26 protein-coding genes are annotated in these 25,429 nt (G+C 71.3%); 15 read left to right on the top strand and 11 right to left on the bottom strand.

The genetic code is table 11. The annotated features are described in order from the left end of the window. Window positions 1-112: 112 nt before the first annotated feature. The gene (gene polX / locus ACFQ6S_RS11050) at window positions 113-1,849 is read left to right on the top strand and encodes a DNA polymerase/3'-5' exonuclease PolX (RefSeq protein ID WP_383406202.1); all 1,737 of its coding nucleotides are present in this window, start codon (window positions 113-115) and stop codon (window positions 1,847-1,849) included. 15 nt (window positions 1,850-1,864) lie between these two features. Here the strand turns inward: polX and ACFQ6S_RS11045 are convergent, their stop codons facing one another. After that, a complete protein-coding gene (locus ACFQ6S_RS11045) occupies window positions 1,865-3,046 on the bottom strand; it encodes a flavin-dependent monooxygenase (protein ID WP_383406199.1) in 1,182 nt (393 codons plus the stop codon). Window positions 3,047-3,348: 302 nt separating this feature from the next. On the opposite strand from ACFQ6S_RS11045, the gene ACFQ6S_RS11040 reads away from it, so the two are divergent. The 8 genes from ACFQ6S_RS11040 (at window position 3,349) to ACFQ6S_RS11005 (ending at window position 10,477) form a co-directional block, all read left to right on the top strand. Then, entirely contained in the window at window positions 3,349-4,464 is a 1,116-nt protein-coding gene (locus ACFQ6S_RS11040) for a Gfo/Idh/MocA family protein (protein ID WP_383406191.1), read from the top strand. Continuing rightward, window positions 4,461-5,378 carry a PmoA family protein gene (locus ACFQ6S_RS11035; RefSeq protein ID WP_383406188.1) on the top strand — a complete coding sequence of 306 codons (918 nt, stop codon included), beginning with the start codon at window positions 4,461-4,463 and terminating at the stop codon, window positions 5,376-5,378. Before ACFQ6S_RS11040 ends, ACFQ6S_RS11035 begins: the two co-directional genes overlap by 4 nt. Next, a complete protein-coding gene (locus tag ACFQ6S_RS11030) occupies window positions 5,372-6,124 on the top strand; it encodes a cupin (protein ID WP_383406185.1) in 753 nt (250 codons plus the stop codon). Before ACFQ6S_RS11035 ends, ACFQ6S_RS11030 begins: the two co-directional genes overlap by 7 nt. Before the next feature lie 86 nt (window positions 6,125-6,210). Beyond that, window positions 6,211-7,494: an ABC transporter substrate-binding protein gene (locus tag ACFQ6S_RS11025; protein WP_383406182.1), complete on the top strand. Its 1,284-nt coding sequence runs from the start codon at window positions 6,211-6,213 to the stop codon at window positions 7,492-7,494. Further along, window positions 7,491-8,435, top strand: coding sequence for a carbohydrate ABC transporter permease (locus ACFQ6S_RS11020; RefSeq protein WP_383406180.1), 945 nt, complete (start codon window positions 7,491-7,493; stop codon window positions 8,433-8,435). The genes ACFQ6S_RS11025 and ACFQ6S_RS11020 overlap by 4 nt, the downstream gene beginning before the upstream one ends. After that, the gene (locus ACFQ6S_RS11015) at window positions 8,432-9,292 is read left to right on the top strand and encodes a carbohydrate ABC transporter permease (RefSeq protein WP_383406177.1); all 861 of its coding nucleotides are present in this window, start codon (window positions 8,432-8,434) and stop codon (window positions 9,290-9,292) included. Before ACFQ6S_RS11020 ends, ACFQ6S_RS11015 begins: the two co-directional genes overlap by 4 nt. 5 nt (window positions 9,293-9,297) lie before the next feature. Next, window positions 9,298-9,876 carry a hypothetical protein gene (locus ACFQ6S_RS11010; RefSeq protein WP_383406174.1) on the top strand — a complete coding sequence of 193 codons (579 nt, stop codon included), beginning with the start codon at window positions 9,298-9,300 and terminating at the stop codon, window positions 9,874-9,876. Window positions 9,877-10,024: 148 nt separating this feature from the next. Beyond that, window positions 10,025-10,477 carry a phospholipase gene (locus tag ACFQ6S_RS11005; RefSeq protein WP_383406171.1) on the top strand — a complete coding sequence of 151 codons (453 nt, stop codon included), beginning with the start codon at window positions 10,025-10,027 and terminating at the stop codon, window positions 10,475-10,477. Between the two features lie 62 nt (window positions 10,478-10,539). Here the strand turns inward: ACFQ6S_RS11005 and ACFQ6S_RS11000 are convergent, their stop codons facing one another. Both ACFQ6S_RS11000 and ACFQ6S_RS10995 read right to left on the bottom strand, forming a co-directional pair. After that, on the bottom strand, window positions 10,540-12,795 hold the full coding sequence (locus ACFQ6S_RS11000; protein WP_383406168.1) for a heavy metal translocating P-type ATPase: 2,256 nt from the start codon (window positions 12,793-12,795) through the stop codon (window positions 10,540-10,542). Window positions 12,796-12,862: 67 nt separating this feature from the next. Beyond that, window positions 12,863-13,078: a heavy-metal-associated domain-containing protein gene (locus tag ACFQ6S_RS10995; RefSeq protein WP_383406165.1), complete on the bottom strand. Its 216-nt coding sequence runs from the start codon at window positions 13,076-13,078 to the stop codon at window positions 12,863-12,865. 190 nt (window positions 13,079-13,268) lie between these two features. Between ACFQ6S_RS10995 and ACFQ6S_RS10990 the strand changes: the two genes are divergently transcribed. Further along, a complete protein-coding gene (locus tag ACFQ6S_RS10990) occupies window positions 13,269-14,219 on the top strand; it encodes a hypothetical protein (protein ID WP_383406162.1) in 951 nt (316 codons plus the stop codon). Between the two features lie 52 nt (window positions 14,220-14,271). On the opposite strand, the gene ACFQ6S_RS10985 is transcribed toward ACFQ6S_RS10990, so the two are convergent. The 3 genes from ACFQ6S_RS10985 to ACFQ6S_RS10975 all read right to left on the bottom strand — a co-directional run bounded on the left by ACFQ6S_RS10985 (window position 14,272) and on the right by ACFQ6S_RS10975 (window position 17,759). Further along, window positions 14,272-14,910 (bottom strand): isochorismatase family protein, encoded by a 639-nt coding sequence (locus ACFQ6S_RS10985; protein ID WP_383406160.1) that lies wholly within the window; start codon window positions 14,908-14,910, stop codon window positions 14,272-14,274. 90 nt (window positions 14,911-15,000) lie between these two features. Continuing rightward, on the bottom strand, window positions 15,001-16,833 hold the full coding sequence (locus ACFQ6S_RS10980; protein WP_383406157.1) for a glycoside hydrolase family 15 protein: 1,833 nt from the start codon (window positions 16,831-16,833) through the stop codon (window positions 15,001-15,003). Window positions 16,834-16,979: 146 nt separating this feature from the next. Beyond that, the gene (locus tag ACFQ6S_RS10975) at window positions 16,980-17,759 is read right to left on the bottom strand and encodes a DeoR/GlpR family DNA-binding transcription regulator (protein ID WP_383406154.1); all 780 of its coding nucleotides are present in this window, start codon (window positions 17,757-17,759) and stop codon (window positions 16,980-16,982) included. 135 nt (window positions 17,760-17,894) lie between these two features. On the opposite strand from ACFQ6S_RS10975, the gene ACFQ6S_RS10970 reads away from it, so the two are divergent. Both ACFQ6S_RS10970 and ACFQ6S_RS10965 read left to right on the top strand, forming a co-directional pair. After that, entirely contained in the window at window positions 17,895-18,776 is an 882-nt protein-coding gene (locus ACFQ6S_RS10970) for an SIS domain-containing protein (RefSeq protein ID WP_383406151.1), read from the top strand. A 33-nt stretch (window positions 18,777-18,809) separates the two neighbouring features. Then, window positions 18,810-19,661, top strand: coding sequence for a ketose-bisphosphate aldolase (locus tag ACFQ6S_RS10965; RefSeq protein ID WP_383406148.1), 852 nt, complete (start codon window positions 18,810-18,812; stop codon window positions 19,659-19,661). On the opposite strand, the gene ACFQ6S_RS10960 is transcribed toward ACFQ6S_RS10965, so the two are convergent. Beyond that, window positions 19,651-20,784 carry a methyltransferase gene (locus ACFQ6S_RS10960; protein WP_383406539.1) on the bottom strand — a complete coding sequence of 378 codons (1,134 nt, stop codon included), beginning with the start codon at window positions 20,782-20,784 and terminating at the stop codon, window positions 19,651-19,653. The two genes, ACFQ6S_RS10965 and ACFQ6S_RS10960, sit on opposite strands and share 11 nt — an antisense overlap. 67 nt (window positions 20,785-20,851) lie before the next feature. Between ACFQ6S_RS10960 and ACFQ6S_RS10955 the strand changes: the two genes are divergently transcribed. Together ACFQ6S_RS10955 and ACFQ6S_RS10950 are read left to right on the top strand one after the other, a co-directional pair. Next, window positions 20,852-21,508: an alpha-ketoglutarate-dependent dioxygenase AlkB family protein gene (locus tag ACFQ6S_RS10955; RefSeq protein WP_383406145.1), complete on the top strand. Its 657-nt coding sequence runs from the start codon at window positions 20,852-20,854 to the stop codon at window positions 21,506-21,508. A 36-nt stretch (window positions 21,509-21,544) separates the two neighbouring features. After that, on the top strand, window positions 21,545-22,783 hold the full coding sequence (locus ACFQ6S_RS10950; RefSeq protein WP_383406142.1) for an ROK family protein: 1,239 nt from the start codon (window positions 21,545-21,547) through the stop codon (window positions 22,781-22,783). 99 nt (window positions 22,784-22,882) lie between these two features. Here ACFQ6S_RS10950 and ACFQ6S_RS10945 read toward each other — a convergent pair whose 3' ends face one another. Continuing rightward, window positions 22,883-23,257, bottom strand: a complete 375-nt coding sequence (locus tag ACFQ6S_RS10945) for a YybH family protein (RefSeq protein ID WP_383406139.1) — start codon at window positions 23,255-23,257, stop codon at window positions 22,883-22,885. A 108-nt stretch (window positions 23,258-23,365) separates the two neighbouring features. Between ACFQ6S_RS10945 and ACFQ6S_RS10940 the strand changes: the two genes are divergently transcribed. Then, a complete protein-coding gene (locus tag ACFQ6S_RS10940) occupies window positions 23,366-23,815 on the top strand; it encodes an RpiB/LacA/LacB family sugar-phosphate isomerase (protein WP_383406137.1) in 450 nt (149 codons plus the stop codon). 29 nt (window positions 23,816-23,844) lie between these two features. On the opposite strand, the gene ACFQ6S_RS10935 is transcribed toward ACFQ6S_RS10940, so the two are convergent. The 3 genes from ACFQ6S_RS10935 to ACFQ6S_RS10925 are packed head-to-tail and all read right to left on the bottom strand — an operon-like array spanning window position 23,845 to window position 25,282. Continuing rightward, entirely contained in the window at window positions 23,845-24,021 is a 177-nt protein-coding gene (locus tag ACFQ6S_RS10935; RefSeq protein WP_383406134.1) for a DUF1272 domain-containing protein, read from the bottom strand. Window positions 24,022-24,057: 36 nt separating this feature from the next. Next, window positions 24,058-24,642, bottom strand: a complete 585-nt coding sequence (locus tag ACFQ6S_RS10930; RefSeq protein ID WP_383406131.1) for a DUF4865 family protein — start codon at window positions 24,640-24,642, stop codon at window positions 24,058-24,060. 37 nt (window positions 24,643-24,679) lie between these two features. Then, complete coding sequence (locus ACFQ6S_RS10925) at window positions 24,680-25,282, bottom strand: TetR/AcrR family transcriptional regulator (RefSeq protein WP_383406128.1); 603 nt, start codon at window positions 25,280-25,282, stop codon at window positions 24,680-24,682. Between the last annotated feature and the right edge of the window lie 147 nt (window positions 25,283-25,429).

Below are 25,429 nucleotides of genomic sequence, written 5' to 3'. Positions count from 1 at the left end.
AGGTCCCGTCGTCCGCCCGCAGGGCGGGGCAGGCGGGACCTTGCGGACACGACCTGGGCCCCCACCAGGCCCTTGGCTCGTCCGGTCGGCCCTCCCGTGCCACCCTGGAGGCGTGGCTCGGTCCAACGACGAGGTAGCCGCGCTGCTCCAGGAGTACGCGGATCTGATCTCGATCACCGGAGGGGACGCGTTCAAGACACGTGTCTACGAGAAGGCCGCCCGGGCGATCGGCGGCCACCATGCCGACGTGTCCACGCTCGACGTCAAGGGCCTGAAGGAGATCCCGAACGTCGGCAAGTCGATCGCCGAGAAGGTCGTCGAGTACTTCGCCGACGGCAGCATCTCCGCCGTAGAGGAACTGCGCGCCAAGATTCCCGCAGGTGTCCGGCAATTGACGGCGATTCCGACACTCGGCCCGAAGAAGGCGATGGTCCTCTACGAGGAACTGGGCATCTCCACGACCGAGGAGCTCGCCGACGCCGTCCACGAGGAGCGGCTGCGCGACCTGAAGGGCTTCGGGCCGAAGACGGAGGAGAACATCCTGCACGGCATCGGCCTGCTGCAGTCCTCCGGCGACCGGGTCCTCATCGACGTCGCCATGAGCCTCGCCGAGGACATCGTCGCCGAGATGTCGCAGGTCACCGGCTGCAAGCGATGCTCCTACGCCGGATCGCTGCGCCGGGTCCGCGAGACGATCGGCGACATCGACATCCTCGTCGCGGCGACGAAGCCGGAGCCGGTGATGCGGGCCTTCACCGAGCTGCCGTATGTCTCGGAGGTCATCGCGCACGGCGCGAAGAAGACGTCGATCCGCACCGGCAAGGGCCTCCAGGTCGACCTGCGGGTCGTACCGCCGGACTCCTGGGGCGCGGCGATGCAGTACTTCACCGGGGCGAAGGCGCACAACATCCGCACCCGGGAGATGGCGGTCCACAAGAAGCTCAAGCTCTCGGAGTACGGCCTGTTCGACACGGAGACCGGCAAGAAGATCGTCTCCGAGACCGAGGAGGAGGTGTACGCCCGCCTCGGTCTGCCCTGGATCGCGCCCACCCTGCGGGAGGACCGGGGCGAGATCGAGGCCGGGCTGCGCGGTGAGCTGCCCGACCTGATCCAGGAGGAGGACATCCGGGGAGATCTGCACACCCACACCGACCTCACGGACGGACTCGCCCCGCTGGAGGAGATGGTCGCCGCTGCCGCCGAGCGCGGCTACGCCTACTACGCGGTCACCGACCACGGCCCGGACATGGCCATGCAGCGCATGACCGACGAACGGATCCTGGCCCAGCGTGAACGCGTCCGCGAGCTCGACGGGGAGTACGGCAGGCGGGGCGGCCGCAGCGGCATGCGGGTGCTGCACGGCGCGGAGCTCAACATCGACCCCGACGGCGACGTGGACTGGCCGACGGAGTTCCTCGCCGGTTTCGACCTGTGCGTCGCCTCGGTGCACTCGCACTTCAACCAGGCGCGCGAGGCACTGACCCGGCGGATCGTCCGGGCCTGCGAGAACCCGCACGTCAACATCATCGGCCACCCCACCACCCGCCTCATCGGCAAGCGCCCCGGCATCGACGTCGACCTCGACGCGGTCTTCGCCGCCTGCGCCCGCACCGGCACCGCCCTGGAGATCAACTCCCATCCGGACCGGCTCGACCTGCGCGACGAGGACATCCTGCGGGCCAGGCGGCACGGCGTGAAATTCGCCGTCGACAGCGACGCCCACGCCGTGATCCACCTGGCCAACCTGCGCTACGGCGTCGGCACGGCGCAGCGCGGCTGGCTCACCAAGGACGACGTGATCAACACCTGGCCGCTGACCCGGCTGCGGCGCTTCCTGAAGAAGGGGTGAGCGGCCCGGACGGGGTCACAGGAACGGCGTGCCCGGATCGACGCCGGACAGCACCCGGCCGTAGATCTCCAGGTTGGTGGCGGGGTTCACGAACGAGTGCAGACTCAGCGCGTGCAGGTCGCGCACGGCCCGCTGGATCGGCACGTCCAGCTGCAGGGACGACGCCCCGGAGGCCGAGCCGAGCAGATCGACGGCCTCCTTGCACAGCCGGGTCACATAGCCGTTCTGCGCACGGATCCCGGCCCGCTCCTCGGGCGGATGAGGCTCGCCGGACTCGGCCCGCGACTCGATGGCGGAGATGAAGTCGGCGGTCAGCAGTTCGGCGCAGGAGATCTTCATGGCCGCCTCGGCCACCTGCAGATGGGTGACCGTCGCCTCGTTCTGCCGCGTGTGGAAGGTGTACGTGATCCCCCGGCGGTGGCTGCGCTCGGTGAACTCCGCCAGGGCGGACCGGGCGAGGCCGAGGGCGTTGGGCGCCGTCCAGGCACAGAACATCAGCAGGACGGGCATCCGGTAGAAGGGGTCGTCGGCGCTGGCCTTCGACGGGAACCGGCCCGCCAGCAACGGGCCGATCGGCAGCGCGCGGTGCGCCGGCACGAACACGTCCCGGGCGACGACGCTGTTGCTGCCGCTGCCCGTCAGCCCCGAGACGTACCAGTCGTCGAGGATCTCCAGATCGGCCATCGGCACGGCCGTCCACAGCACCTCGGGCGGACCGTCGCCGGACTCGGACTCGACCCGGACGGTCAGCAGATGCCAGTCGGCGTCGTGGCAGCCCGTGGCGAAGCCCGAGGTGCCGTTGACGACGTAGCCACCGTCCGCCCGGACCGCCGTCGCGTCCGGCACCAGGGTGCCGCCGATCTTGACGTCCGGGCGGGTGAAGATCTCGTCCTGCGCCTCGTCGGGCAGGAGCGCCGCGATGTAGGAGCAGCCGGCCTGGATCACCGTCTTGAACGCGGTCGAGCCGCACGCCGCCGCGATCTCGGCCACCGCGTCGACCTGGGTGCGCAGCCGGCTCTGGTAGCCGCCGTACCGCCGAGGGACGTTCATCCGGTGGATCCCGGCGTCCGTCAGCGCAGCGGCGACCTCGGGTACCACCCGCCGCTGCTCTTCGGTCCGCGGTGCGTGCTCGCGTATCAGGGGTCGCAGGGACCGTATGCGGGCGACCAACTCGGCATCGGTGCCGGCTGCTGCCATCGGTGACCTCCCGAGCACGACGAGTCATCAACCGTGGCGTCAATCCCGGATGCTGTCAACACCGCTCGGTAGAGGGGGAGTTGACGCACCCAGCCGGGTCGGAAAGCCCTTGCGATCTTCGCCGGTTTGAGCGGGCGACGAGAAGGGGAGCGTGCGGGAGGTGGGCCGAGCCGAACTGGTCGGGCTTTGTGGATCTCACCGCAGAGGGGTTGTCCTGACATTCCGTCCCTGCCTAGGGTCGCCCTCGAAGTGCAAGCGCTTTCTGAAAGCGGGCCGTCCGCCGGCTGTCCGAGGAGAACCGCATGTCCCCACGCCCCGCCCGCCGCCGCGTCGCCGTGATCGGCACCGGCGCCATCGTCAGCGGCAGTCATCTCCCCGCCCTGAGATCCCATGCCGACCGGGTGGAGCTGGTGGCCGCCGTCGACGTGGACCGGGCCCGGTTGGACGCCTTCCGGGAGCTCGCGGGCGAGGAGGTCGCCGGGTACACCTCGACGGGCGACATGCTGGACGCCGTACGCCCCGACCTGGTCCTGATCGGCACGCCGCCGTCCCTGCACCGGGAGCAGACGATCGCCGCGCTCAAGGCGGGCGCCTGGGTGCTGTGCGAGAAGCCGCTGTGTCTGTCGCTCGCCGAGTACGACGACATCGCGGCGGCCGAGGAGGCGTCGGGGGCGTATGCGTCGGTGGTCTTCCAGCACCGGTACGGCTCCGGCGCCGTGCACGCCCGTGAGCTGATCGCGGGCGGTGAGCTGGGCGCCCCGCTGGTCGCGCACTGCCAGACGACCTGGCACCGTGACGCGGCGTACTACGCGGTGCCGTGGCGCGGGCGCTGGGCCACCGAGGGCGGCGGGCCCACCATGGGGCACGGCATCCACCAGTTCGACCTGCTGCTGAACCTCCTCGGCCCGTGGACGGAGATACGCGCCATGGCCGCCCGCCTGGTCCACGACACCGAGAGCGAGGACGTCTCGACGGCCCTCGTCCGGTTCGAGAACGGCGCCCTCGCCACCGTCGTCAACAGCGTGCTCTCCCCGCACGAGGTGAGCCGCATCCGCGTCGACTGCGCCGACGCGACGATCGAACTCACCCATCTCTACGGCCACCGCAACGACGACTGGGTCTACACCCCCGCCCCGCACGTCCCCTCCGAGCGCGCCACCGCCTGGCGCACCCCCGCGGCGGACGTCCCCAGCTCGCACACGGCACAGCTCGGCGCCCTCCTCGATGCCCGCGACAACGGTGTCCGGCCGCCCGGCAGCGGTCCGGACGCGCGGGCCACCCTCGACTTCGCCGCCGCCCTGTACAAGTCCGCGTTCACAGGGCACCCGGTGCACGCGGGTGAGATCGGCCCCGGCGACCCCTACTACCGGGCCATGCACGGAGACCACCCCCACTGGGCCCCCAAGGAGCGCGCATGAGCATCCGCGTCACCCACGCGCACGGCGACCACATCGCGGTGACGGCCGCGAACGGCACCGAGATCCTTCGCTATGTCTACCGCCCCGACCCGGACGCCTTCGAGTCCCGCAAGCCCTATGCCCATCCGGTGCGCACCCTCGCCGGGCACACCGTGACCGGCTACCGGCCCAGCGACCACCGCTGGCACAAGGGTCTGCAGATGACGGCGAGCCATCTGTCCGGACAGAACTTCTGGGGCGGCAACAGCTATGTGCACGGCGAGGGTTATCTCGCCCTGCCCGAACGGGTCGGCTCCATGCGGCACGACGGCTTCCCGGTGTTCGCCGTCGAGGACGACCGGCTGACCTTCGCCGAGGAGCTCACCTGGGTCGAGAACGGCGGCGAGGAGTGGGCCCGCGAACTGCGCGGCCTCACCGTGCACTCGGTGGACGAGGAGGCCGGCGCCTGGGCGCTGGACTGGTCGATCCGGCTCACCAACGTCCGTGCCGAGCCACTGCGGTTCGGGTCCCCGACCACCGAGGGCAGGGAGCTGGCCGGTTACACCGGACTCCAGTGGCGCGGCCCGCGCGACTTCACCGGCGGGACCGTCTTCGCGCCGGATTCCGACGCGGACGCCGAGAAGCTGATGGGCAGTCAGGGCCCGTGGCTCGCCTGCACCACCGAGCACGACGACATCGACGGGCACTCCACACTCGTCTTCGCGCACGCGCCCGAGAACCTGGACGCCCGCCACGAGTCCCACTGGTTCGTACGCTCCGAACCGATCCCGACGGTGGCGTTCTCCTGGGCGTTCTTCGAGGAGTTCGAGCTGCCGCCGGGCGAGTCCTTCGACTACCGCTACCGGGTCGTCTTCGCCGACGGGGCCTGGGAGCGCGAACAGGTGGGCTCCTACCTGGAGGGCATGCCGTGGTGAAGCCGGCCCTTCCGCACCCGCTGCCCGGCGCCGTGGGCCTGTCCCACCTCAGCGCCTACGACTGGGAGGCCGCCGACGGCGTGTGCGGCGGCAGCCCGCATCTGCACCTGGTGTGCACCGAGGCGTACGTCGTCACCGGCGGCCGGGGCGCCGTTCAGACGCTCAGCCCCGACGGCTACCGGGACATCCCCCTGGAGCCGGGCTCCGTCGCCTGGTTCACGCCGGGCACCGTGCACCGTATGGTCCAGGACGGCGATCTGCGCGTCACCGTGCTGATGCAGAACAGCGGGCTGCCGGAGGCCGGCGACGCGGTGTTCACGTTCCCGTCCGAGGTGCTCGCGGATCCGGAACGGTACGCGGCCGCGGCCGCGCTGCCGCCCGGTACCGGCCCGGACACGGCGGCGGCCGCGCGGCGCCGCAGGGACCTCGCCGTCGAGGGCTACCTCGCCCTGCGCCAGGCGCTCGTCGCCGGGGACAAGGACCCGTATCTGGACTTCCAGCGCGCCGCGGCGCGGCTCGTGCGCGCCAAGGTGCCGAACTGGCGGGAGCTGTGGCGGGCCGGCGCGCTCGCCACCGCCGAACGCACGGGCGCCCAGCTCGACGCGCTGGAGGCGGGCGAGCCGGCGTACCTCGGTGACGCGACCGCGTACGAGGCCGAAGCCACCAGGCTCGGCGGGTTCGGGATGTGCGGTCGCCGGGACGAGTACAACCTGCCCGGGACGACGCTGCCGTACGACAGCGAGTAACCGCGTTTCGCAAGGGGCGGTCAGAGGGGGGCCGCAGGGGCCGGGGGGCCAACAGAAGAACCGAGGAGAGGAGAGGTGACCTCGGCATGCCCGGACACAGGAAAAAGGGGTTCTGCGCTTCGGCCGCGGTACTGGCGCTCTGCGCGGTGCTGGCGGGCTGCGGAGGATCCGGGGAGTCGGTCGGCGGCGGCAAGGTCGTGCTGCGCTACACGTGGTGGGGCAATCCCGACCGCGCGGAGCGCACCGAGCAGGCCCTCGCCCTGTTCGAGAAGGAGCACCCGGACATCCAGGTGCAGACCTCCTTCTCGGCCTACGACGCCTACAAGCAGAAGCTCGCAGTGCAGGCCTCGGGCGGCGACGCCCCCGACGTGATGCAGCTCGACTACCGGCAGATCGACCAGTACGCCTCCGGCGGCGTCCTGCTCGACCTCGGCAGGCAGAAGTCCGTACTGCGCACCGGTGAGATCGACGCGGGGCTGCTCGCCACCGGCCGGCTGGACGGCACGCAGTACGCGATCCCACAGGGCCGCGGCACCGAGACGGTCGCCTACGACGTCGAGGCGTGGAAGGCGTCCGGGGTGCCGCTGCCGGCCAAGAGCTGGACCTGGAGCGAATGGGCCGACGCCATGCGCGCCCTGGCGAAGCGGACCGGCAAGCCCGGCGCCACCGACCCCGGCCAGAGCGAGGACTGCTTCGAGGTCTGGCTGCGCGGCCAGGGCAAGTCCCTCTACACCGAGGACGGCGGACTCGGCTTCACCGCCGCCGACCTCACCCGCTGGTGGACCTTCACCGACCGGCTCCGCCGCGAGGGCGTCGTCTCACCGGCCGAGCAGACCACCCAGCTCGACGGATCCGTCGAGAACACCCCGCTGGGGCGCGGCGAGGCCGTGGCCGACTCCAACTGGGACGCTCCCGCCAGCGGTTACCTCGCCCTCATACCCGGCGGTGTCGCGCTCGCGCCGATGCCGACTGGTGAGGACGGCACCCCCGGCCAGTACTTCAAACCGTCGATGTTCCTCGGTGTCGGGGCCGACACCGGTCACCCCGAGGAGGCGGCCCGGCTCGTCGACTTCCTCATCAACGACCCACAGGCGGCGAAGGTCCTGGGCGCCACCCGCGGCATCCCCGTCAACGACACCGTCCGACGGGAGACCGACCCGCAGCTCAAGGACTTCGACAGGACCATCGCCGTCTACCAGACCTCACTGGAAGGCACCTTGGAGGACCCGCCGCAGGCGCCGCCCTCGGGTGACAACGCCCTCCAGACCACCTTCCAGCGCGACTACGACCAGGTGTCGTACGAGCGCATGTCGCCCCGCGAGGCGGCCGAGGACTACGTCACCGAGGCGAAGGCGGAGCTGCGGTCATGACCACCACCGACATACCCGCACCCGCCGCAAGGAAGCCGGGCGCGACCACCACCCCCAAACGCCGCCCCAAGCGCGAACGCCAGGGCCCCGCCTGGGTGTTCCTCTCCCCGTGGGTGCTCGGCGCGGCCGTCCTCACCGTGCTGCCGATGGCGGTGTCGCTGTATCTGTCCTTCACCGACTACGACCTGTTCAACCCGCCGCGCTGGGTGGGCCTGCGCAACTACGCGCAGATGTTCACCGAGGACCCGCGCTACTGGCGGTCGGTGGTGACGACCCTGACGTACGTCGTCATCGCCGTCCCCCTGCAACTGGCCCTCGCGCTGGCCGTCGCGCTCGCCCTGAAGTCCATGAAGCGCGGCAAGAGCTTCTACCGGTCGGCGTTCTACGCCCCCTCGCTGCTCGGCGCGTCGATGTCCATCGCCCTCGTCTGGCGGGCGATCTTCAACGACGGCGGCACGGTGGACAACCTGTTCGGCACCGGGGGCTGGGTCACCCGGCCCGGCTGGGCGCTGCTCGCCGTGGCGCTGCTGACGGTGTGGCAGTTCGGGGCGCCGATGGTCATCTTCCTCGCCGGGCTCCAGCAGATCCCGGGCGAGCTGTACGAGGCGGCGGCGGTCGACGGGGCAGGTAGGTGGCGGCAGTTCCTGTCCGTCACCGTGCCCATGCTGTCCCCGGTGCTGTTCTTCAACCTCGTGCTCCAGACCATCCAGGCCTTCCAGGTCTTCACACCCGCCTTCGCGCTCAGCGCCGGCAAGGGCGGCCCCGCCGACTCGACCCTCGTCTACACCCTCTACCTCTACGACCGCGGCTTCGTCGCCTCCCACATGGGCTACGCCTCCGCCATGGCCTGGGTGCTGCTGCTCGTGATCGGCGCCGTCACGGCGGTGCTGTTCCGTACCTCGCGCTCCTGGGTCTTCTACGCCTCCGAGGGGGACCGATGACCGCAACCGCCGTCACCCGTAAGCCCGTTCGCTGGGGCCGGATCGCTCTGCACCTCGGCGCTCTGGCCGCCCTGCTGGTGATGCTGTACCCGCTGGCCTGGCTGCTGGCCACCTCGCTCAAGCCGGCCGACGAGGTCATCGCGAGCCTGGACCTGCTGCCCGGACACCTGGAATGGTCGAACTACTCCACGGCGCTGGACGGCGTCAACGACGTCTCCATCTGGCGGCTGCTGAGCAACTCGCTGCTGATCGCGGGCGGCGCGGTCCTGGGCAACGTGATCAGCTGCTCGCTGGCCGCCTACGCCTTCGCCCGGCTGCGCTTCCGGTTCCGCGGTCCGCTGTTCGCGTTCACGATCGCGACGATCATGCTGCCGCACCACGCGGTGCTGATCCCGCAGTACATCATCTTCAACCAGCTCGGTCTGGTGAACACCTACTGGCCGCTGATCCTGCCGAAGTTCCTGGCGACGGAGGCCTTCTTCGTCTTCCTCATCGTGCAGTTCATGCGCGGTCTGCCCCGCGAGCTGGAGGAGGCGGCCCGTATCGACGGCTGCGGCCCGTTCCGCAGCTTCTTCCTGGTCGTGCTGCCGCTCACCCGTCCCGCCCTGATCACCACGGCGATCTTCACCTTCATCTGGACGTGGAACGACTTCTTCACGCAGCTCATCTATCTCTTCGACCCCGACAAGTTCACGCTCACGCTCGCCCTGCGGTCGTTCGTGGACGCCTCCAGCACCTCCGCGTTCGGCCCGATGTTCGCGCTGTCCGTGATCGCGCTGCTGCCGATCGTGCTGTTCTTCCTCGCCTTCCAGCGCTTCCTGGTGGAGGGCATGGCCAGCTCCGGGGTCAAGGGGTGAGCGAGATGCCGGCCCGCGAGGCGGGCGAGGTGTTCGGCCCGCGGATGACCCTGTTCGCCGATGTGCTCAGCGTCGGCCTCGCCACGGCCGTGGCGTGTCTGCCCGTACTGACCGCCCCGGCCGCGCTGTCGACGGCGTGCGCGGTGCTGCGGGGCGCCCGGGAGGACCAACCGGCCACCGCCGGCCGGTACTTCGCGTTGCTACGGCGACGGCTGCGGACCGGCGACCTGGCGGCGGGTGCGCTCGCGCTGGTGGGCGTACTGCTGGTGGCCGCCGATCTGGCCCTGGCGGGCGCGGGGTTGCCGGGTGGGGCGGCCTTCGCCGCGACGGCGGCCGTCATCGGGGCGGGCGCTCTGGTCGTCGGCCTGCGGGCCTGCGCACGCCCCGCGTCGCTGACCGACTGGCCCGCTGCGCTGCGGGAGGCCGCCCGCGATGCCGTACGGGATGCGGGCGGCAGCGGCCTCGTGCTGCTCGCGGTGGCGACCGCCGCCCTGTGCGCCTGGATGCTGGTACCGCTCGCGTTCCTGGTGCCGGGACCGCTGGCGATGGCGGTCACCGCCGTGGACGTACGCAGGGGAGGATGACGTCGAGTTCATCCCCTGATCTCCTTGCATGTCCATGAGTTAACGGGCCATTAGGCGGGATGCGGTGTAAAGGGACCGTTCGGGTGTCAATCATCTTGTCATGAACCTGCGACCCGATGGGCGGGTCGCAGCCTCATGGAGGTGTGGAATGCACCGCAGACTCGCCACCGGTCTTGCCGCCTCAGCCCTCTCCCTCGCGGCCGTCTTCGCCACCGCTACGGCCGCCGACGCCGCACCCGCCGACAAGCCCCAGGTTCTGTCCGGTTGGACCCAGACCAGCGCGTCCAGCTACAACGCCTGGGTGTCCGCCCGCGCCAACCAGTCCGCCTGGTCCGCGTACGGGTTCGACTGGTCCACGGACTACTGCTCCTCCTCGCCCGACAACCCCTTCGGCTTCCCGTTCTCCACGTCCTGTGCCCGGCACGACTTCGGCTACCGCAACTACAAGGCGATAGGCGCCTTCGACGCCAACAAGTCGCGTGTGGACAGCGCCTTCTACGAGGACCTCAAGCGTGTGTGCGCCAACTATGGCGGTGCTACGAAGGCCGCCTGCACCAGCACGGCGTGGACGTACTACCAGGCCGTGAAGGCCTTCGGCTGATACGCCGTCGAAAATGAGGAGGGTGCCGCACGTGCGCGGCACCCCCCTCGCCCGGTGCGTTGTCAGTTCGCGGCCCGGAAGGACCGCAGCCGCAGGGAGTTGCCGACCACGAACACCGAGGAGAAGGCCATGGCCGCCCCGGCGATCATCGGGTTGAGCAGTCCGGCGGCGGCGAGCGGCAGCGCGGCGACGTTGTAGGCGAAGGCCCAGAACAGGTTCGAGCGGATGGTGCCGAGCGTCCTGCGGGAGAGCCGGATCGCGTCCGCCGCCACGCGCAGATCGCCGCGCACCAGCGTGAGATCGCCTGCCTCGATCGCGGCGTCCGTGCCGGTGCCCATCGCCAGGCCCAGGTCGGCCTGGGCCAGCGCGGCCGCGTCGTTGACGCCGTCGCCGACCATCGCGACCGAACGGCCCTCGCCCTGCAGCCGCTTGACGACATCGGCCTTGTCCTGCGGCAGCACCTCGGCGATCACATGCTCGGGCGCGATACCCACCTCGTGGGCGACGGCCTGGGCGACGGCCCGGTTGTCGCCGGTGAGCAGGATCGGGGTGAGGCCGAGGCCGCGCAGTCGCCGGATCGCCTCCGGACTGGTCTCCTTCACCGCGTCGGCGACCTCGAGCACGGCCCGTGCCTCGCCGTCCCAGGCGACCGCGATGGCGGTACGACCGGCTGCCTCGGCGTCGGACCTGGCCCGCCGCAGGTCCTCCGGCAGCTCCATCGCCCAGTCGGCCAGCAACCTCTCCCGACCGACCAGCACCGCGTGGCCCTCGACGACGCCCTGTACGCCGAGGCCGGGCACGTTCGCGAAGTCCTCCGGCGTGGGCAGCGCGGCCAGCTTGTCGAGTGCGCCGTCGGCCACGGCGCGGGCGATCGGATGCTCGGAGGCGTGCTCCAACGCGCCCGCGAGGCGCAGGACTTCGGTCTCGTCCGTGTCGTCGGCGGTGTGCACGGCCAGCAGGGTCATCCGGCCGGTGGTCACGGTGCCCGTCTTGTCCAGGACGATCGTGTCGACCTTCCGCGTGGACTCCAGCACCTCCGGGCCCTTGATCAGGATCCCGAGCTGGGCGCCCCGCCCGGTGCCCACCATCAGCGCGGTCGGCGTGGCCAGGCCCAGGGCGCACGGGCAGGCGATGATCAGCACGGCGACCCCGGCGGTGAAGGCGGCGGCCGCTCCGGCGCCGTTGCCCAGCCAGAAGCCGAGCGTGCCGAGTGCCAGGGCGATCACGATCGGCACGAACACGGCGGAGATCCGGTCCGCGAGGCGCTGCGCGGCGGCCTTGCCGTTCTGCGCGTCCTCCACCAGGCGTGCCATCCGGGCGAGTTGGGTGTCGGCGCCCACCCGGGTCGCCTCGACGACGAGCCGCCCGCCCGCGTTGATCGTCGCGCCGGTGACCGGGTCACCCTGCGCGACCTCGACCGGGACGGACTCGCCGGTCAGCATCGAGGCGTCCACCGCGGAGGAGCCCTCGACGACGGTCCCGTCGGTGGCGATCTTCTCGCCGGGACGGACTAGGAAGCGGTCGCCGACCTGCAACTCCGCCACAGGAACGATCCGTTCGCCGCCGTTCACGCCCAGGACGGTGACGTCCTTGGCGCCCAGCTCCAGCAGGGCCTTCAGTGCCGCGCCGGCCTTGCGCTTGCTGCGGGCCTCGAAGTAGCGCCCGGCCAGGATGAAGGCGGTGACACCGGCGGCGGCCTCCAGGTAGATGTTCCCGGAGCCGTCACCGCGGGAGATGGTCAGCTCGAAGGGGTGCGTCATACCGGGCTCGCCGGCGGTGCCGAGGAACAGCGCCCACAGGGACCAGGCGAACGCGGCCGACGTGCCGACCGAGATCAGCGTGTCCATGGTGGCCGCGCCGTGCCGCAGATTGGTCAGTGCCGCCTTGTGGAAGGGCCATGCGGCATACGTCACGACGGGCGCCGCGAGCGTGAGCGACAGCCACTGCCAGTACTCGAACTGCAGCGCCGGGATCATCGCCATCGCGACGACCGGCACGGCGAGCGTCACGGCGGTGATCAACCGCTCCCGAAGCGGCCGCAGTTCATCGTGCTCGTCACCGGTCCCGGCGTCTTCCCGCGCGGGTGGCGCGGGCTCCTGCGCGGTGTACCCGGTCGCCTCCACCGTGGTGATCAGGTCCTGGACGGAGACGTCATCGCCGTAGCTGACCTTCGCCTTCTCGGTGGCGTAGTTGACGGTCGCGGTCACGCCGTCCATGCGGTTCAGCTTCTTCTCGATGCGCGCCGCGCACGAGGCGCAGGTCATGCCGCCGATGGCGAGCTCTACCTCGGTCGTGGCGTCGGACGCGGTGGTGGTCATCCCTGCTCCTCGTGCGGGGTGCGGACGGAGCCCGGCGCGGCCGGGCCCGGCTGTTCGGGGGTGCGGGTCAGGCCGCGCGGCCGGTGAGCTCGTAGCCGGCGTCGTCGACGACCTCGGCGATCAGGACGTCGTCGGGCGCGGTGGCGCTGGTGACGGTCACCTGTCCGGTGGCGAGATCGACGTCGACCTCCGTGACGCCGTCCAGCTCGCCTATGACCTTGGTGAGCGTGGCCCTGCAGTGGGCGCAGCTCATACCGGCGACGGCGTACGTGGTGGTGGCCATGGGTTTCCTCCTGGGCACGGGGCCGAGTTCGACCGGGGTACGGGGTGGGGGTATCGTTACCGGTCTCCATGTATACCCCCAGGGGGTAGGCGAGGCAAGGGTTGGCCGAAGGTTGACTTCATACCCCCTAGGGGTATCGTGAAGTGCATCGAAGGGACCCTACCGAAGCATCGACCCGCAGGAGACCGCCATGAATGCCGGACTGAGGATCACCGCGTTCGCCGCCGCGCTGGCCGCGACCTTCGGGACCGCCTACGGGGTGGGCAGGGGCATCGACCCCGTCGTCGAGGATCCCGCGCCCGCCCGGCACGACAGCCACGGCGAGACGTCGGCGAAACCGGCGGAGGGCGACGGCCACGGCGGGCACGAGACGACACCGGCCGGCGGGCTGCAGATCTCCGAGGGCGGGTACGCCCTCGACCTGACGACATCGAGCGTCGCCGCCGGCGCGCGCGCCGATCTGAGCTTCGTCATCCGCGACAGCGCCGGCCGCGCCGTCACCGCCTTCCGGCGTGAGCACGAGAAGGAGCTCCACCTCATAGTCGCCTCACGCGACCTGGTCACCTACCGCCATCTGCACCCCACCCGCGCGACCGACGGCACCTGGAGCATCCCCGTGGAGCTGCCCCGCGCCGGCGGATACCGTGTCTTCGCCGACTTCACCCCGGCGAAGAAGGGCGCCGAGAACCTCACCCTGGGCGCGGACCTGGCGGCCTCGGGCACCTACGAGCCGCGGAAACTGCCCGCCCCGAACACCACCGCGAAGGCCAACGGCTACGAGGTCCGCCTCGACGGCGCCCTGAGCCCCGGCAAGGCGGGCGAGCTGAAGCTGAAGGTCTCACGCAACGGCCGCCCGGTGACCAACCTCCAGCCCTACCTCGGCGCCTACGGCCACCTGGTGGCCCTGCGTTCGGGCGACCTCGCCTACCTCCACGTCCACCCCAACGGCGAACCCGGCGACGGCACGACGAACCCCGGCCCGGGGGTCTCCTTCACGGCCACCGCGCCGAGCAGCGGCACGTACCGCCTGTTCCTCGACTTCAAGCACGAGGGCGAGGTGCGCACGGCGGAGTTCACGGTCCGTGCGGGGGCCACGAATGAGGCGGCCCCGCATGAGGAGGCCGCCGGGCACGGGCACTGAGGACCGTATGGCCGCACCGAGCCGTGGACCTGGTCCGAGCCGGTCAGACCGCCTACGCCGCCGGCACGGCGGGGCCGAAGGCCGCCACCACCCGGTCCGTGGACGTCACCGCGCCGCACGTGTCCGCCACCCATTCGAGGGCGAACCCGTGGCTCCCGGCGGAGGCGTCGGCGACGGCGTCCGCGACCACGAACGGCTCCAGGTCCTGCACCCAGGCGTCGGCGGCGGTCATCAGCACCCCGACCCGGGCGAACAGCCCCGCGATCACGACCTGATCCCGCTTCAGGTCGCGCAACCGGCCGTCCAGCCGGGTCCGGGCGAACGCGCTGTGCTTGCGGGCGGTGAGCACCGCGTCCCCGGTGCGCGGCTCGACCTGCTCGGCGAACGCCTCACCGTCCCGGTCGGCAGGCGGACCGGGACGCCGTACGTACCGGGCGGGTCCGCGCTCCCGGGCCGGCACCGAGTGGATGACGGGCACGTCGGCGGCGTGCGCGGCAGCCACCAGCCGACCGGTGTTCGCGAGGAGTTCGGCGACCGGGGCGCCCTCCTCCGCCAGCACCCGCACAAAGCGCCGCTGTAGGTTCAGGACCACGAGCGCCGCCCGGTCCGGGTCGAGGGTCCTTCCCGTGGTGTCGTCGGGCAGCATCGCGGGGGCCGGCATGACGTACGGGAAGATCGAGGCAGGCGTCATCTCGGGTTGCCCTTCGGGTGAGTTGGGAACCCTGTTTAGGTTAGCCTCACCTAAGTTGGATGTCGCGCCGATAAGCGACGTGAACCGGCTTCATCCGAGGGCACGGTCCAGGTTGAACGCGGCACTGATCAGCGCGAGATGGGTGAACGCCTGCGGGAAGTTGCCCTGCTGCTCGCCGGTGTGGCTGATCTCCTCGGCGTACAGGCCCAGATGGTTGGCGTACGTCAGCATCTTCTCGAAGGCGAGCCGCGCCTCGTCGACCCGGCCGGCCCGGACCATGGCCTCGACGTACCAGAACGAGCAGATCGAGAACGTGCCCTCGTCGCCGCGCATTCCGTCGGGGCTCGCCTCCGGGTCGTAGCGGTAGACCAGCGAGTCGGACACCAGGTCCTCGGTGAGGGCGTCGAGGGTGGACAGCCACTTCGGGTCGGTCGGCGCGATGAACTTCGCCATCGGCATCATCAGCACGGCCGCGTCGAGTACGTCGCCGTCCTCGTGCTGGACGAAGGCCTGGCGTGTCTCGGACCAGCCCCGGCTCATGATCCGCCGGTAGATCCTGTCCCGGTTCTCCTGCCAGCGCGGCAGATCGGCGGGCAGGCCGCGGCGGTTGGCCATGCGGATGCCCCGCTCGATCGCCACCCAGCACATCAGCCGCGAGTACAGGAACTTCTTGCGCCCGCCGCGGGTCTCCCAGATGCCCTCGTCGGGCTGATCCCAGTGCTTGCACACCCACTCCACCAGCGCGCACACGTTGTCCCACTGGCCGCTGGAGATCGGCTGCGCCCACTTGTCGTAGAGGTAGATCGAGTCGATCAGCGCGCCGTAGATGTCGAGCTGGAGCTGGTCGGACGCGGCGTTGCCGACGCGCACCGGCGCGGAGCCGAGGTGGCCCTCCATATGGTCGAGGACCCGCTCGGGCAGATCGGCGCGGCCGTCGATGCCGTACATGACCTGCAGCGGGCCGGTGTGCGAGCCGTCACCCCGGCTGACGTGGTCGGTGAGGAACTTCATGAACGCCTCGGCCTCGGTCGTGAAGCCCAGCCGCAGCATCGCGTACACGCAGAAAGCGGCGTCGCGCACCCACATGTACCGGTAGTCCCAGTTGCGTTCGCCGCCGAGCTGCTCGGGCAGACTCGTCGTCGGGGCGGCCACGATCGCGCCGGTGGGCGCGTAGGTGAGCAGCTTCAGGGTCAGGGCGGAGCGGTGCACCATCTCCCGCCAGCGGCCCCGGTACTTGGACGCGGACAGCCAATCCCGCCAGTACGCCACCGTGCTGTTGAACTGCCGCTCGGCCTCGGTCCGCGCGCACCGTTTCAGGGGCAGCGCGCCGACCTGGTCCAGCGCGAACACCGCCGTCTCGCCCTCGGAGAGCTTGAAGTCGGCGTGCACATCGGGCCCGTCGGCCTCCAGTGGCATGGTGGAGGTCAGCCCGAGCGACAACTCCTCCGACTCGAAGACCGCGACCTCGCCCTCCACACGGACGGTGTGCGTCCGGGCGCCGTAGTCGAAGCGGGGCGCGATGCGCGAATGGAACGGGATCGAGCCGCGTACGCACACCACGCGCCGGATCAGCCGGTGCCGCTCGACCTCGGCCGGATCGCCGTCGACGGGCATGAAGTCCTGCACCTCGCCGACGCCGTCCTCGGTGAAGAACCTGGTGATCAGGACGTTGGTGTCGGGGAAGTAGAACTGCTTGGTCCGGGCCGGCACCGACGCCGCCAGCTCGAAGCAGCCGCCCCGCTCGGCGTCCAGGATCGAGGCGAACACGCTCGGCGCGTCGAAGGACGGGCAGCAGTACCAGTCGATCGTGCCGTCCGTGCCCACCAGGGCCACGCTGCGCAGATCGCCGATCAGGCCGTGGTCGGCGATCGGCACATACCGCGCCGACCCGGATGTGCCCGTCTCGATGGGGGTAGTGCTCATCGCAGCCTCCCTGGCCCGCCATGCGCCTCGATCCCAGGGTAGGTGGAATCGGGCCGGCGGGGGCCCGGCCGAGCGGAGCGGGGGCGGCATTGGCGAGGGCTGGGGGTGCGCAGCGGCGGTGGTCGGGGTTGAGGGGGTACGTGGGCTCAGACCGCGAGGACCCGCACTCCCGCCTCCTCGAAGCGCCGCACTGTCTCCGGATCCGCCGCCGCGTCCGTGACCAGCGTGTCCACCGCCTCGGCCGCGCAGATCCGGGCGAATGCGCGCCGGCCCAGCTTGCTGGAGTCCGCCGCCACGATCACCCGTGCGGCGCGCTCGCACAGCAGCCGGTTGATCGCAGCCTCCGCCTCGTCGTGCGCGGCGGCGCCGTGCGTGGCGTCGAAGGCGACGACGCCGAGTACCGCCACATCGATCGTGATCTGGGCCAGGACCCCGTCCGCGAGCGGCCCGATGAGTTCGTACGACTGCGGGCGGGCGACCCCGCCGGTGACCACGATCTTGAACTGCGGACGTACGGCCAGCTCATTGGCGATGTTGAGCGCGTTCGTGACCACGGTCAGCGCGGGCGTGCCGGACGACAGGTCGCTGCGCACCGCCAGAGCTCGCGCCACCTCGGTGGTGGTCGTACCGCCGGTCAGCCCGACCGCCTCGCCGGGCGCGATCAGCTCGGCCACCGCCTTGGCGACGCGCTGCTTCTCGGAGGCGTTCCGTGCCGTCTTGTAGCGCAGCGGCAGCTCGTAGGACACCCCGTGCACGACCGCGCCGCCCCGGGTGCGGACCAGCATCTGCTGCTCGGCCAGTTGATCGAAGTCACGGCGGATCGTGGCGGACGACACCTCCAGCTCGGCGGCCGCCTGCTCGACGTCCAGCCGGCCCCGCTCCACGAGCAGCTCCAGCAGCGCCTTCCAGCGGGCGTCGCGCGACATCGGCCCTCCATTCCTCGATCTTCTCGGCGACCTTAGCGCACACCTCCAGAGCGGATTGCTTGATTCTGCTTGAAAACTCGCGATATCTTGCAAGAACAAGCATGCAGATTGCATGGAAGCCAGAAGGGCGGCGACATGACCCATGTCGAGGACGAGCTCAGCAGCCAGCCCGAGTGCTGGTCACGCGCCGCGACCGAGGCGGCCGGCCTCGGCGGGGCGCTTCCGGCGCCGGGGGAGCGGGTGGCGGTCGTCGGCTGCGGCACGTCGTATTTCATGGCGCAGGCGTTCGCCGTTCTGCGCGAGGGATCGGGTCAGGGCGAGACGGACGCCTTCGCGGCGTCGGAGTTCCCGTATGGGCGCTCGTACGATCGAGTCCTCGCCCTGACCCGCTCCGGTACGACCACCGAAGTGCTCGACCTGCTGGGGCGGCTGAAGGGGCGTACCCGCACCACGGCGATCACCGCCGACCCCGACACACCCGTCATGACGGCCGCCGATGACATCGCCGTCCTCGACTACGCGGACGAACGGTCCGTCGTGCAGACCCGCTTCGCCACCACCGCCCTCACCCTGCTCCGCGCCCACCTCGGCCTGCACACGGACGCGGCCGTGGCCGACGCCCGTACCGCGCTCGCCGCCGACCTGCCCGAAGGGCTCGTGGAATGCGGGCAGTTCACCTTCCTCGGCCAGGGCTGGACCGTGGGCCTGGCCAACGAGGCCGGGCTCAAGATGCGGGAGGCGTCGCTGTCCTGGACCGAGGCCTACCCGGCGATGGAGTACCGGCACGGGCCGATCAGCATCACCACGAGCGGCACCGCGACCTGGATGTTCGGTGCGGCGCCCGAGGGGCTGGCCGAACAGGTGCGTTCCACCGGCGGACTGTGGATCGAGGGCCGTCTCGACCCCCTCGCCGAACTGGTCCGCGCCCAGCGCCTCGCGGTCGCCGTGGCCGCCGCCCGGGGCCTCGACCCGGACCGGCCGCGCCACCTCACCCGCTCGGTGATCCTCGCTCCCTGACGCGTCCCCTCAAGCGCCGAGAAAGGACCGGCCGTGCCCCTCGTGACCACCGGCGAGCTCATCACCCGTGCCGCCGCAGCCCGTTCAGCAGTCGCCGCGTTCAACGTCATCACCCTGGAGCATGTCGAGGCGGTCATCGCCGGTGCGGAGTCGGTGAGTTCGCCCGTCGTGCTCCAGGTCAGCGAGAACGCCGTGAAGTTCCGCTACGGACGGCTCCTGCCGCTCGCCCGAGCCGCCGTGGCCGCCGCCGAACGGGCCGCCGTACCCGTCTCACTGCACCTCGACCACATCCAGAGCGACGAACTGCTGCGCCAGGCACCGGACGCCGGGTTCAGCTCGGTGATGTACGACGCGGCCCGCCTGCCCTACCTGGACAATCTCGCCGCGACGAAGGCCGCCGCCGACTGGGCGCACGCCCAAGGCCTCTGGATCGAGGCCGAGTTGGGCCGCCTGGGCGGCAAGAACGGTGAGCCGCCCCTGGACGCCCACACCTCGGGCGCCCGAACCGACCCGACCGAGGCCCATGCCTTCGTCGCCGACTCCGGCGTCGACGCCCTCGCCGTCGCCATCGGCAGCTCGCACGCCATGACCACCCGTACGGCCACCCTTGACCACGACCTGCTCAAACGCCTGGCCGCCACACTGGACGTCCCCCTGGTCCTGCACGGCTCCTCGGGTGTCCCGGACGGCGAACTCGCCGCGGCGGTCGCGGGCGGCATCGCCAAGGTCAACGTCGGCACGGCCCTCAACATCGCGATGACGAGCGCCGTCCGCGACTTCCTCGCCGCGAACCCCGAGGCGGTCGACTCGCGCAAATACCTGAGCGTGGGGCGGGAGGCGATGGTGCGGGCGGTCGCCGACATCATCGGCGTGGTCACTTCCTGACGGCCCGCAGCACCACGAACTTCGGGTCGCTGGCGACGAGTTCACTGTTGCCGAACAGCCGCCGCAGCTTCACGTGATAGCCGAGATGCCGGTTGCCGATCACCCACAGCTCGCCCCCCGGCTTCAGGGCACGCAGCGCCCCCGTGAACATCCGCCAGGACGTCGCGTCGCTCGTCGCCTGATGGGAGTGGAAGGGCGGGTTGTTGAGCACGAGGTCGACACTCCCGGCCGGCACACCCGCCATCCCGTCCCCGACCCGGAACTCGGCATGCCCCGGCACCCCGTTCGCCCGGTACGTCGCCTCCGCCGAGGCCACGGCCTGGAACGACTCGTCCACGAAAAGCACCTCGGCCGCCGGGTTCGCCAGCGCCACCGCCGTACCGACGACACCGTTCCCGCACCCGAGATCCACCACCCGCCCGGCGCCCTTCACATCCGGCAGATGCCCGAGGAAGAACCGCGTACCGATGTCGAGCCGGTCCGAGCAGAAGACGCCCGCGTGATTGACGACCGTCCGCTCCGAGACGGCGCCGATGCCCTCGGGGAGCGTGTAGGTGTACGGCCACGGATTCGCGGGCGGCTCCGGCGAGGCCTCGGGTGTGCAGAAGATCAGCCGGGCCTTCTTCTCGGCGAGCGAGGTGCGGGTCGGGCCGAGGATCCGCTCGAACAGCTGGAGCGTGGAGGTGTGGATGTCTTTCACCATGCCCGTGCCGACGACCACCGTGCCCTCGTGCACCGCGGGCGCCAGCCTGAGCAGCTGGTCCTCCAGCAGCGCCAGGCTCTTCGGCACCCGCACCAGCAGGACGTCGACACGGTCCGGCGGCGCGTCCTGCGTGGTGAGCAGCCGGACGGAGCCGGGCTCGACGCCGAGCCGGGCGAGGTTGGCCCGGGTCGCCTCCTGGGTCAGGTGGGAGTCCGTGATCTGCGTCGGCCGGTGCGCGGCCAGCGCCGTGACCAGGGCGCCCCAGCGATCACCGACGACCACGACCGTGCCGGACAGCGGGATCTCCCGCTCCGCCAGATACCGCAGGAGGTACTCGTCGGAGGCGTCCCAGGCGCGCAGCCGGTCACGGGGATCCTCGGGGAAACGGGTCAGCGCGAGCTCGCCCCACGGCGTCGTCATACGGTCGTTCATCGTGCGTCAAGGCTAGCCGAGCCGCAGCTCACGGCCGGTGGGGGAGGATGGGGGCATGGACGCCGAGCTGTTCCCCCGGGAGCGCACGCAGGTCGCGCCGGGCGCGGTGCACCTGCCCGACTGGCTGGCGGTGCAGGCTCAGCGCGAGCTGCTGGAGGCCTGCCGGGCGTGGGCGCGCCCCCCGGCCGGACTGCGCACGGTCCGCACCCCGGGCGGCGGCACCATGACCTCCCGGCAGGTCTGTCTGGGCTGGCACTGGTACCCGTACGCCTACGCCCGCACGGTCGTCGACGGCGACGGCGCCCCGGTGAAACCGTTCCCCGAGTGGCTCGGCGAGCTGGGCCGGTGCGCGGTGCGGGACACACTGGGGGAGCCGCAGGCGGCGTACTCGGAGGCCGCCTACGACATCGCGCTGATCAACTTCTACGATGCCGACGCCCGCATGGGCATGCACCGCGACAGCGACGAGAAGTCGCACGCGCCGGTCGTGTCCCTGAGCCTCGGCGACACCTGTGTCTTCCGCTTCGGCAACACCGAGACCCGGACCCGCCCGTACACGGACGTCGAACTGCGCAGCGGTGACCTGTTCGTGTTCGGCGGCGCCTCGCGGCTCGCCTACCACGGCGTGCCGAAGGTGCACCCGGGCACCGCGCCGCCGGAGTTGGGACTGACCGGGCGGTTGAACGTCACGCTCAGGGTGAGCGGGCTCTAGACCGCCACATCCGCGGATCATGGGAGACTCGCCCTCATGAGCGGCAACGCGGACCCCCGGCCGGCGGGGGAAGGGACCACCTCGAGGACGCGGTTGGACCGGGGGCGCGGTGCGCTCGGACCCGCGTTGGAGCTCGTGCACACCGGGCGCGCGCCCACGCGTGCCGTCCTCACCGCCGAGCTCGGAGTGACCCGGGCGACGGCCGGCGCGGTCGCCGCCGAGCTGGAGGCGCTCGGACTGATCCGGGTCGACGCCAGGCCGGGCGCCGCGGCCGGATCGCAGGGGCGGCCCTCGCACCGGCTGGCGGTCGCCGAGGACGGGCCGGTGGTCCTCGCCGCACAGGTGCACGCCGACGGGTTCCGGGCGGCGCTGGTCGGCCTGGGCGGCCGTATCGTCGCCACCGCGCCCGGCTGCGAGACCGTGGACGCCGATCCGGCCAAGGTCCTCGGCTCGGTCGTCGAAGCGGGCGCCGACCTGCTGCGCACGACCGGACGCCGGTGCGTCGGCGCCGGACTCGCCGTACCGTCCGCCGTCGCCGAACCCGACGGCCTGGCCCTGAACCCCCTGCACCTCGCCTGGCCCGTGGGCGCGCCGGTCCGCCGTATCTTCACGGAGTGCGTGCGCGCGGCCGGGATCACCGGACCTGCGTTCACCGGCAACGACGTGAACCTCGCCGCGCTCGCCGAGCACCGGCACGGCGCCGGGCGCGGCTCCCGCGATCTGCTGTGCGTGGCCACCGGGCACCGGGGCGTCGGCGGTGCGCTGGTGCTGGACGGCCGTCTGCACACCGGCAGTTCGGGCCTGGCCCTGGAGGTCGGCCACCTCACCGTCAACCCCGAGGGCAGACCCTGCCACTGCGGCAGCCGGGGCTGTCTCGACGTCGAGGCCGATCCGCTGGCCTTCCTCACCGCGGCGGGGCGGGAGCCCGGCCCCGAGGTCTCGCTGCTGCAGCAGTCCAAGGACCTGATCGGCAACCACTACGACGACCCGACGATCCGCACCGCCACCGAGGCCCTCATCGACCGCCTCGGCCTCGGTCTCGCCGGTCTGGTCAACATCCTCAACCCCGACCGCATCATCCTCGGCGGCCTCCACCGCACCCTCCTCGACGCCGACCCCGAGCGCCTGCGGGCCGTCGTCGCCGACCGCAGCCTGTGGGGCCAGAGCGGCGGCGTCCCGATCCTCGCGTGCACCCTCGACCACAACAGCCTGGTCGGCGCGGCCGAGTTGGCCTGGCAGCCGGTCCTGGACGATCCGCTGGGGGCGTTGACCTAGGCCCTGTCGTTTGGATCATCTCGGCGTCGCGGGGCCGGCGCGCTCGGGTCGGCTGAGAAGAACCGCACCTCACGGCCGAGCTGATCCAAACGACAGGGCTTAGCCGGCCTGCGGCAGACCGAGCTCGCGTCGCACGGCGGGCGTGTCCTCGTGCACCCGCCACTCTCCGACCAACGTGCCCGTGACGCGCGCGGTCCACAGGGCGGGCCCGGCCAGCTCGGGCCGCGAGCAGACGGAGTACCCGGACACCACGACGACGTCGTCCCGCACCGTCACCTCGGTGAACGTGTTGCGATAGTCCGGGAAGGCCGCGAAGAAGCCACGCCATGCCTCGACACACGCCCGCTTCCCCCGGACCGTGCCGCCCTCGGAATCCACGAAGGCGTGGTCGTCCGACATCAGCGACGCCAGGTCGTCGAGGTTGCGGTCATTGATCGCGGCGTTGAAGCGATGGACGACGTCGACGGCATCCATCAGGTGCCCCTTCCCGGCGTCCGCCTCCTCCACCGACACTACGGACCACCGCCGTGACCCGCTCGCCCGCGCACCCGGACGGCGAGCCTCGCCGAGTAGGCTCGCGACATGCGGATCTCCGTTTCCTCGGACATGGATGAACCGGTGGCGCGGTCGCTCGTCACCGAGCTGCGCGATCGCGGCCACGAGGTGGTGACGTACGGCGCGCTGAGCCCCGGCGCCGACCCGCAGTGGGCCGCCTGCTCGGAGGCGGCCGCACGCCAGGTCGCCGACGGCACCGCGGAGCAGGCGGTGGTGTGCTGCTGGACCGGCACCGGCGCCTCCATCGCGGCGAACAAGGTGCCGGGCGTACGAGCGGCCCTGTGCACCGACGCCTACACGGCCGACGGCGCCCGCCGCTGGAACGACGCCAACGTCCTCGCCCTGAGCCTCCGACTGACGTCGGAGCCGTTGCTCAAGGAGATCCTCGACGCGTGGTTCGCCGGCGAGGTGAGCGGGGACGCCGATGACCGGGAGAACGTGGCGCGGATCGGCCGACTGGACCTCGGCAGGCCCTAGTCCGCGTCAAACTCCAGAGGGCCGCCGCGTCACAAGCGCCGCGGCCTCGGCACGAGTTCGCCGCCGCAGTTGGGGCAGACGCCCCGCATCGCCTCGGTGCACGGGACGCAGAAGGTGCACTCGTACGAGCAGATGCGGGCCGGGGCGTCGGGCGGCAGCGGCGCGGTCCCGCAACGTTCGCACCGGTCGCGCATCTCCAGCGCCATGTCTTCCGCCTTCGTCGAGAAACGTCCGAACCGCACTCACCACTGCCGACCCCGCGGCAACGCACCACGCTCCGGCGCCGACACATGCAGCACCTGGTACACCTCACCCTCCGCCTCGGGCATGTCCCGGTCCCAGAGCGAGAAGTGGACCACCTCCCACGCATGGGTGTCGACAGCGGCCGCGGCCAGCACGGCGCCGTCCTCCGCCGCCAGCCGCTCGGTCTCGTCCGCCGATCCGGCCATGAACTCGGCCAACTCCACATCCTCCGGCACCGGTCGGCGCCGACGCACGGCGAGCCTGGCGGGAGAGCCCGCCGCGCCGCCCTCCGCGTGGGCGAGCCCCGTCCACTGCCGTATCCGCGGCCGCCCGAAGTCGTTCACGGGCCCCTGGAAGGCGCCTCCCCACAGGAACGCGTTCATGCCCTCCATGGTGTTCCAGAGGTAGAAGGGCCCGTACTGATTGACCGGCGAGCCGTGCACACCGCGCTCGCGCAGCAGATACGTCTTGACGCCGAGGCCGTCCCAGCCGTCCAGCAGATGTCCGACGCGGGCGACACGGGAGCGGATGGCGCCCATGTCGTAGTCGGCGGGCAGTGTGAACTCGTACTGCATGGCGTGCATGCCATGTCCCTTCTCAGGTCTGAGGCCGGACGGTCGGTCATGTGCTCGTGCCGGTCGGCGGGCGCGACGAAGTGCGTGTGTCGTCCCGCGGGGCGAGCAGCGACAGCAGCCCCCGGACACTCGCGTCGAAGGCGCCGGGTGAACCGGACGCGCGGGCGAGGACGTAGCCGCCCTGGAGGGTCGCCACGATCGTCGCCGCGACCGACTCCCCGTCGAGCCCGGCCGCGAACTCGCCCTGCTCCCTGCCCTCCTCGACGATCCCGGCGAGCCGCTCGCGCAGCCAGTCGAGCGTCTCGTCGACGGGCGCCCGCAGCTCGTCGTCGGCGATCACGTCCGGATCCATCGTCAGCCGCCCGACCGGACAGCCGCGCAGCACCTCGCGCTCGCGCCGCAGATACCGCGCGATGCGCTCGTACGGCGTACCCGGGCCGTCGAGTACTCCCGCGGCGGTAGCCCGCATCTCCTCGGCGGTCCGCCGGATCGCCGCCAGCGCGAGATCCTGCTTCCCCTTGAAGTGGTGGTACATGCTGCCCTGCCCGGCGCCCGAGCGCTCCAGGATCGCCTTGGGGCTGGTGCCCACATAGCCGCGCTCCCACAGCAGCTCGCGGGTGGACTCGATCAGTCGGTCCGAGGTGCTCATGCGAGCACTGTACATACTAGTAGTTACAGGCGTCGAGCCCTTTCGGAGCCACCTGGCGGCCCCCCTCCGGAGCAGCGGAACCACCCCGTCGTACTCCCCCCGAGGTACACACACTGCCGCTGGCCGTACGACGACCCGGACCCCCTC

This window comes from Streptomyces sp. NPDC056479 (assembly GCF_042795335.1).
Classification (GTDB): Bacteria; Actinomycetota; Actinomycetes; order Streptomycetales; family Streptomycetaceae; genus Streptomyces.
Note: the sequence above shows the minus strand (reverse complement) of the source record. Positions and strands in the feature narration are given on the sequence as shown.

Coding starts and splice junctions, on each gene's coding strand:
- ACFQ6S_RS11045 (WP_383406199.1), bottom strand. CDS start 3,046: ATGGCAGCAGCCGGCACCGATGCCGAGTTGGTCGCCCGCATACGGTCC.
- ACFQ6S_RS11040 (WP_383406191.1), top strand. CDS start 3,349: ATGTCCCCACGCCCCGCCCGCCGCCGCGTCGCCGTGATCGGCACCGGC.
- ACFQ6S_RS11035 (WP_383406188.1), top strand. CDS start 4,461: ATGAGCATCCGCGTCACCCACGCGCACGGCGACCACATCGCGGTGACG.
- ACFQ6S_RS11025 (WP_383406182.1), top strand. CDS start 6,211: ATGCCCGGACACAGGAAAAAGGGGTTCTGCGCTTCGGCCGCGGTACTG.
- ACFQ6S_RS11020 (WP_383406180.1), top strand. CDS start 7,491: ATGACCACCACCGACATACCCGCACCCGCCGCAAGGAAGCCGGGCGCG.
- ACFQ6S_RS11015 (WP_383406177.1), top strand. CDS start 8,432: ATGACCGCAACCGCCGTCACCCGTAAGCCCGTTCGCTGGGGCCGGATC.
- ACFQ6S_RS11010 (WP_383406174.1), top strand. CDS start 9,298: ATGCCGGCCCGCGAGGCGGGCGAGGTGTTCGGCCCGCGGATGACCCTG.
- ACFQ6S_RS11005 (WP_383406171.1), top strand. CDS start 10,025: ATGCACCGCAGACTCGCCACCGGTCTTGCCGCCTCAGCCCTCTCCCTC.
- ACFQ6S_RS11000 (WP_383406168.1), bottom strand. CDS start 12,795: ATGACCACCACCGCGTCCGACGCCACGACCGAGGTAGAGCTCGCCATC.
- ACFQ6S_RS10995 (WP_383406165.1), bottom strand. CDS start 13,078: ATGGCCACCACCACGTACGCCGTCGCCGGTATGAGCTGCGCCCACTGC.
- ACFQ6S_RS10990 (WP_383406162.1), top strand. CDS start 13,269: ATGAATGCCGGACTGAGGATCACCGCGTTCGCCGCCGCGCTGGCCGCG.
- ACFQ6S_RS10985 (WP_383406160.1), bottom strand. CDS start 14,910: ATGACGCCTGCCTCGATCTTCCCGTACGTCATGCCGGCCCCCGCGATG.
- ACFQ6S_RS10980 (WP_383406157.1), bottom strand. CDS start 16,833: ATGAGCACTACCCCCATCGAGACGGGCACATCCGGGTCGGCGCGGTAT.
- ACFQ6S_RS10975 (WP_383406154.1), bottom strand. CDS start 17,759: ATGTCGCGCGACGCCCGCTGGAAGGCGCTGCTGGAGCTGCTCGTGGAG.
- ACFQ6S_RS10970 (WP_383406151.1), top strand. CDS start 17,895: ATGACCCATGTCGAGGACGAGCTCAGCAGCCAGCCCGAGTGCTGGTCA.
- ACFQ6S_RS10960 (WP_383406539.1), bottom strand. CDS start 20,784: ATGACGACGCCGTGGGGCGAGCTCGCGCTGACCCGTTTCCCCGAGGAT.
- ACFQ6S_RS10955 (WP_383406145.1), top strand. CDS start 20,852: ATGGACGCCGAGCTGTTCCCCCGGGAGCGCACGCAGGTCGCGCCGGGC.
- ACFQ6S_RS10950 (WP_383406142.1), top strand. CDS start 21,545: ATGAGCGGCAACGCGGACCCCCGGCCGGCGGGGGAAGGGACCACCTCG.
- ACFQ6S_RS10945 (WP_383406139.1), bottom strand. CDS start 23,257: ATGGATGCCGTCGACGTCGTCCATCGCTTCAACGCCGCGATCAATGAC.
- ACFQ6S_RS10940 (WP_383406137.1), top strand. CDS start 23,366: ATGCGGATCTCCGTTTCCTCGGACATGGATGAACCGGTGGCGCGGTCG.
- ACFQ6S_RS10935 (WP_383406134.1), bottom strand. CDS start 24,021: ATGGCGCTGGAGATGCGCGACCGGTGCGAACGTTGCGGGACCGCGCCG.
- ACFQ6S_RS10930 (WP_383406131.1), bottom strand. CDS start 24,642: ATGCACGCCATGCAGTACGAGTTCACACTGCCCGCCGACTACGACATG.
- ACFQ6S_RS10925 (WP_383406128.1), bottom strand. CDS start 25,282: ATGAGCACCTCGGACCGACTGATCGAGTCCACCCGCGAGCTGCTGTGG.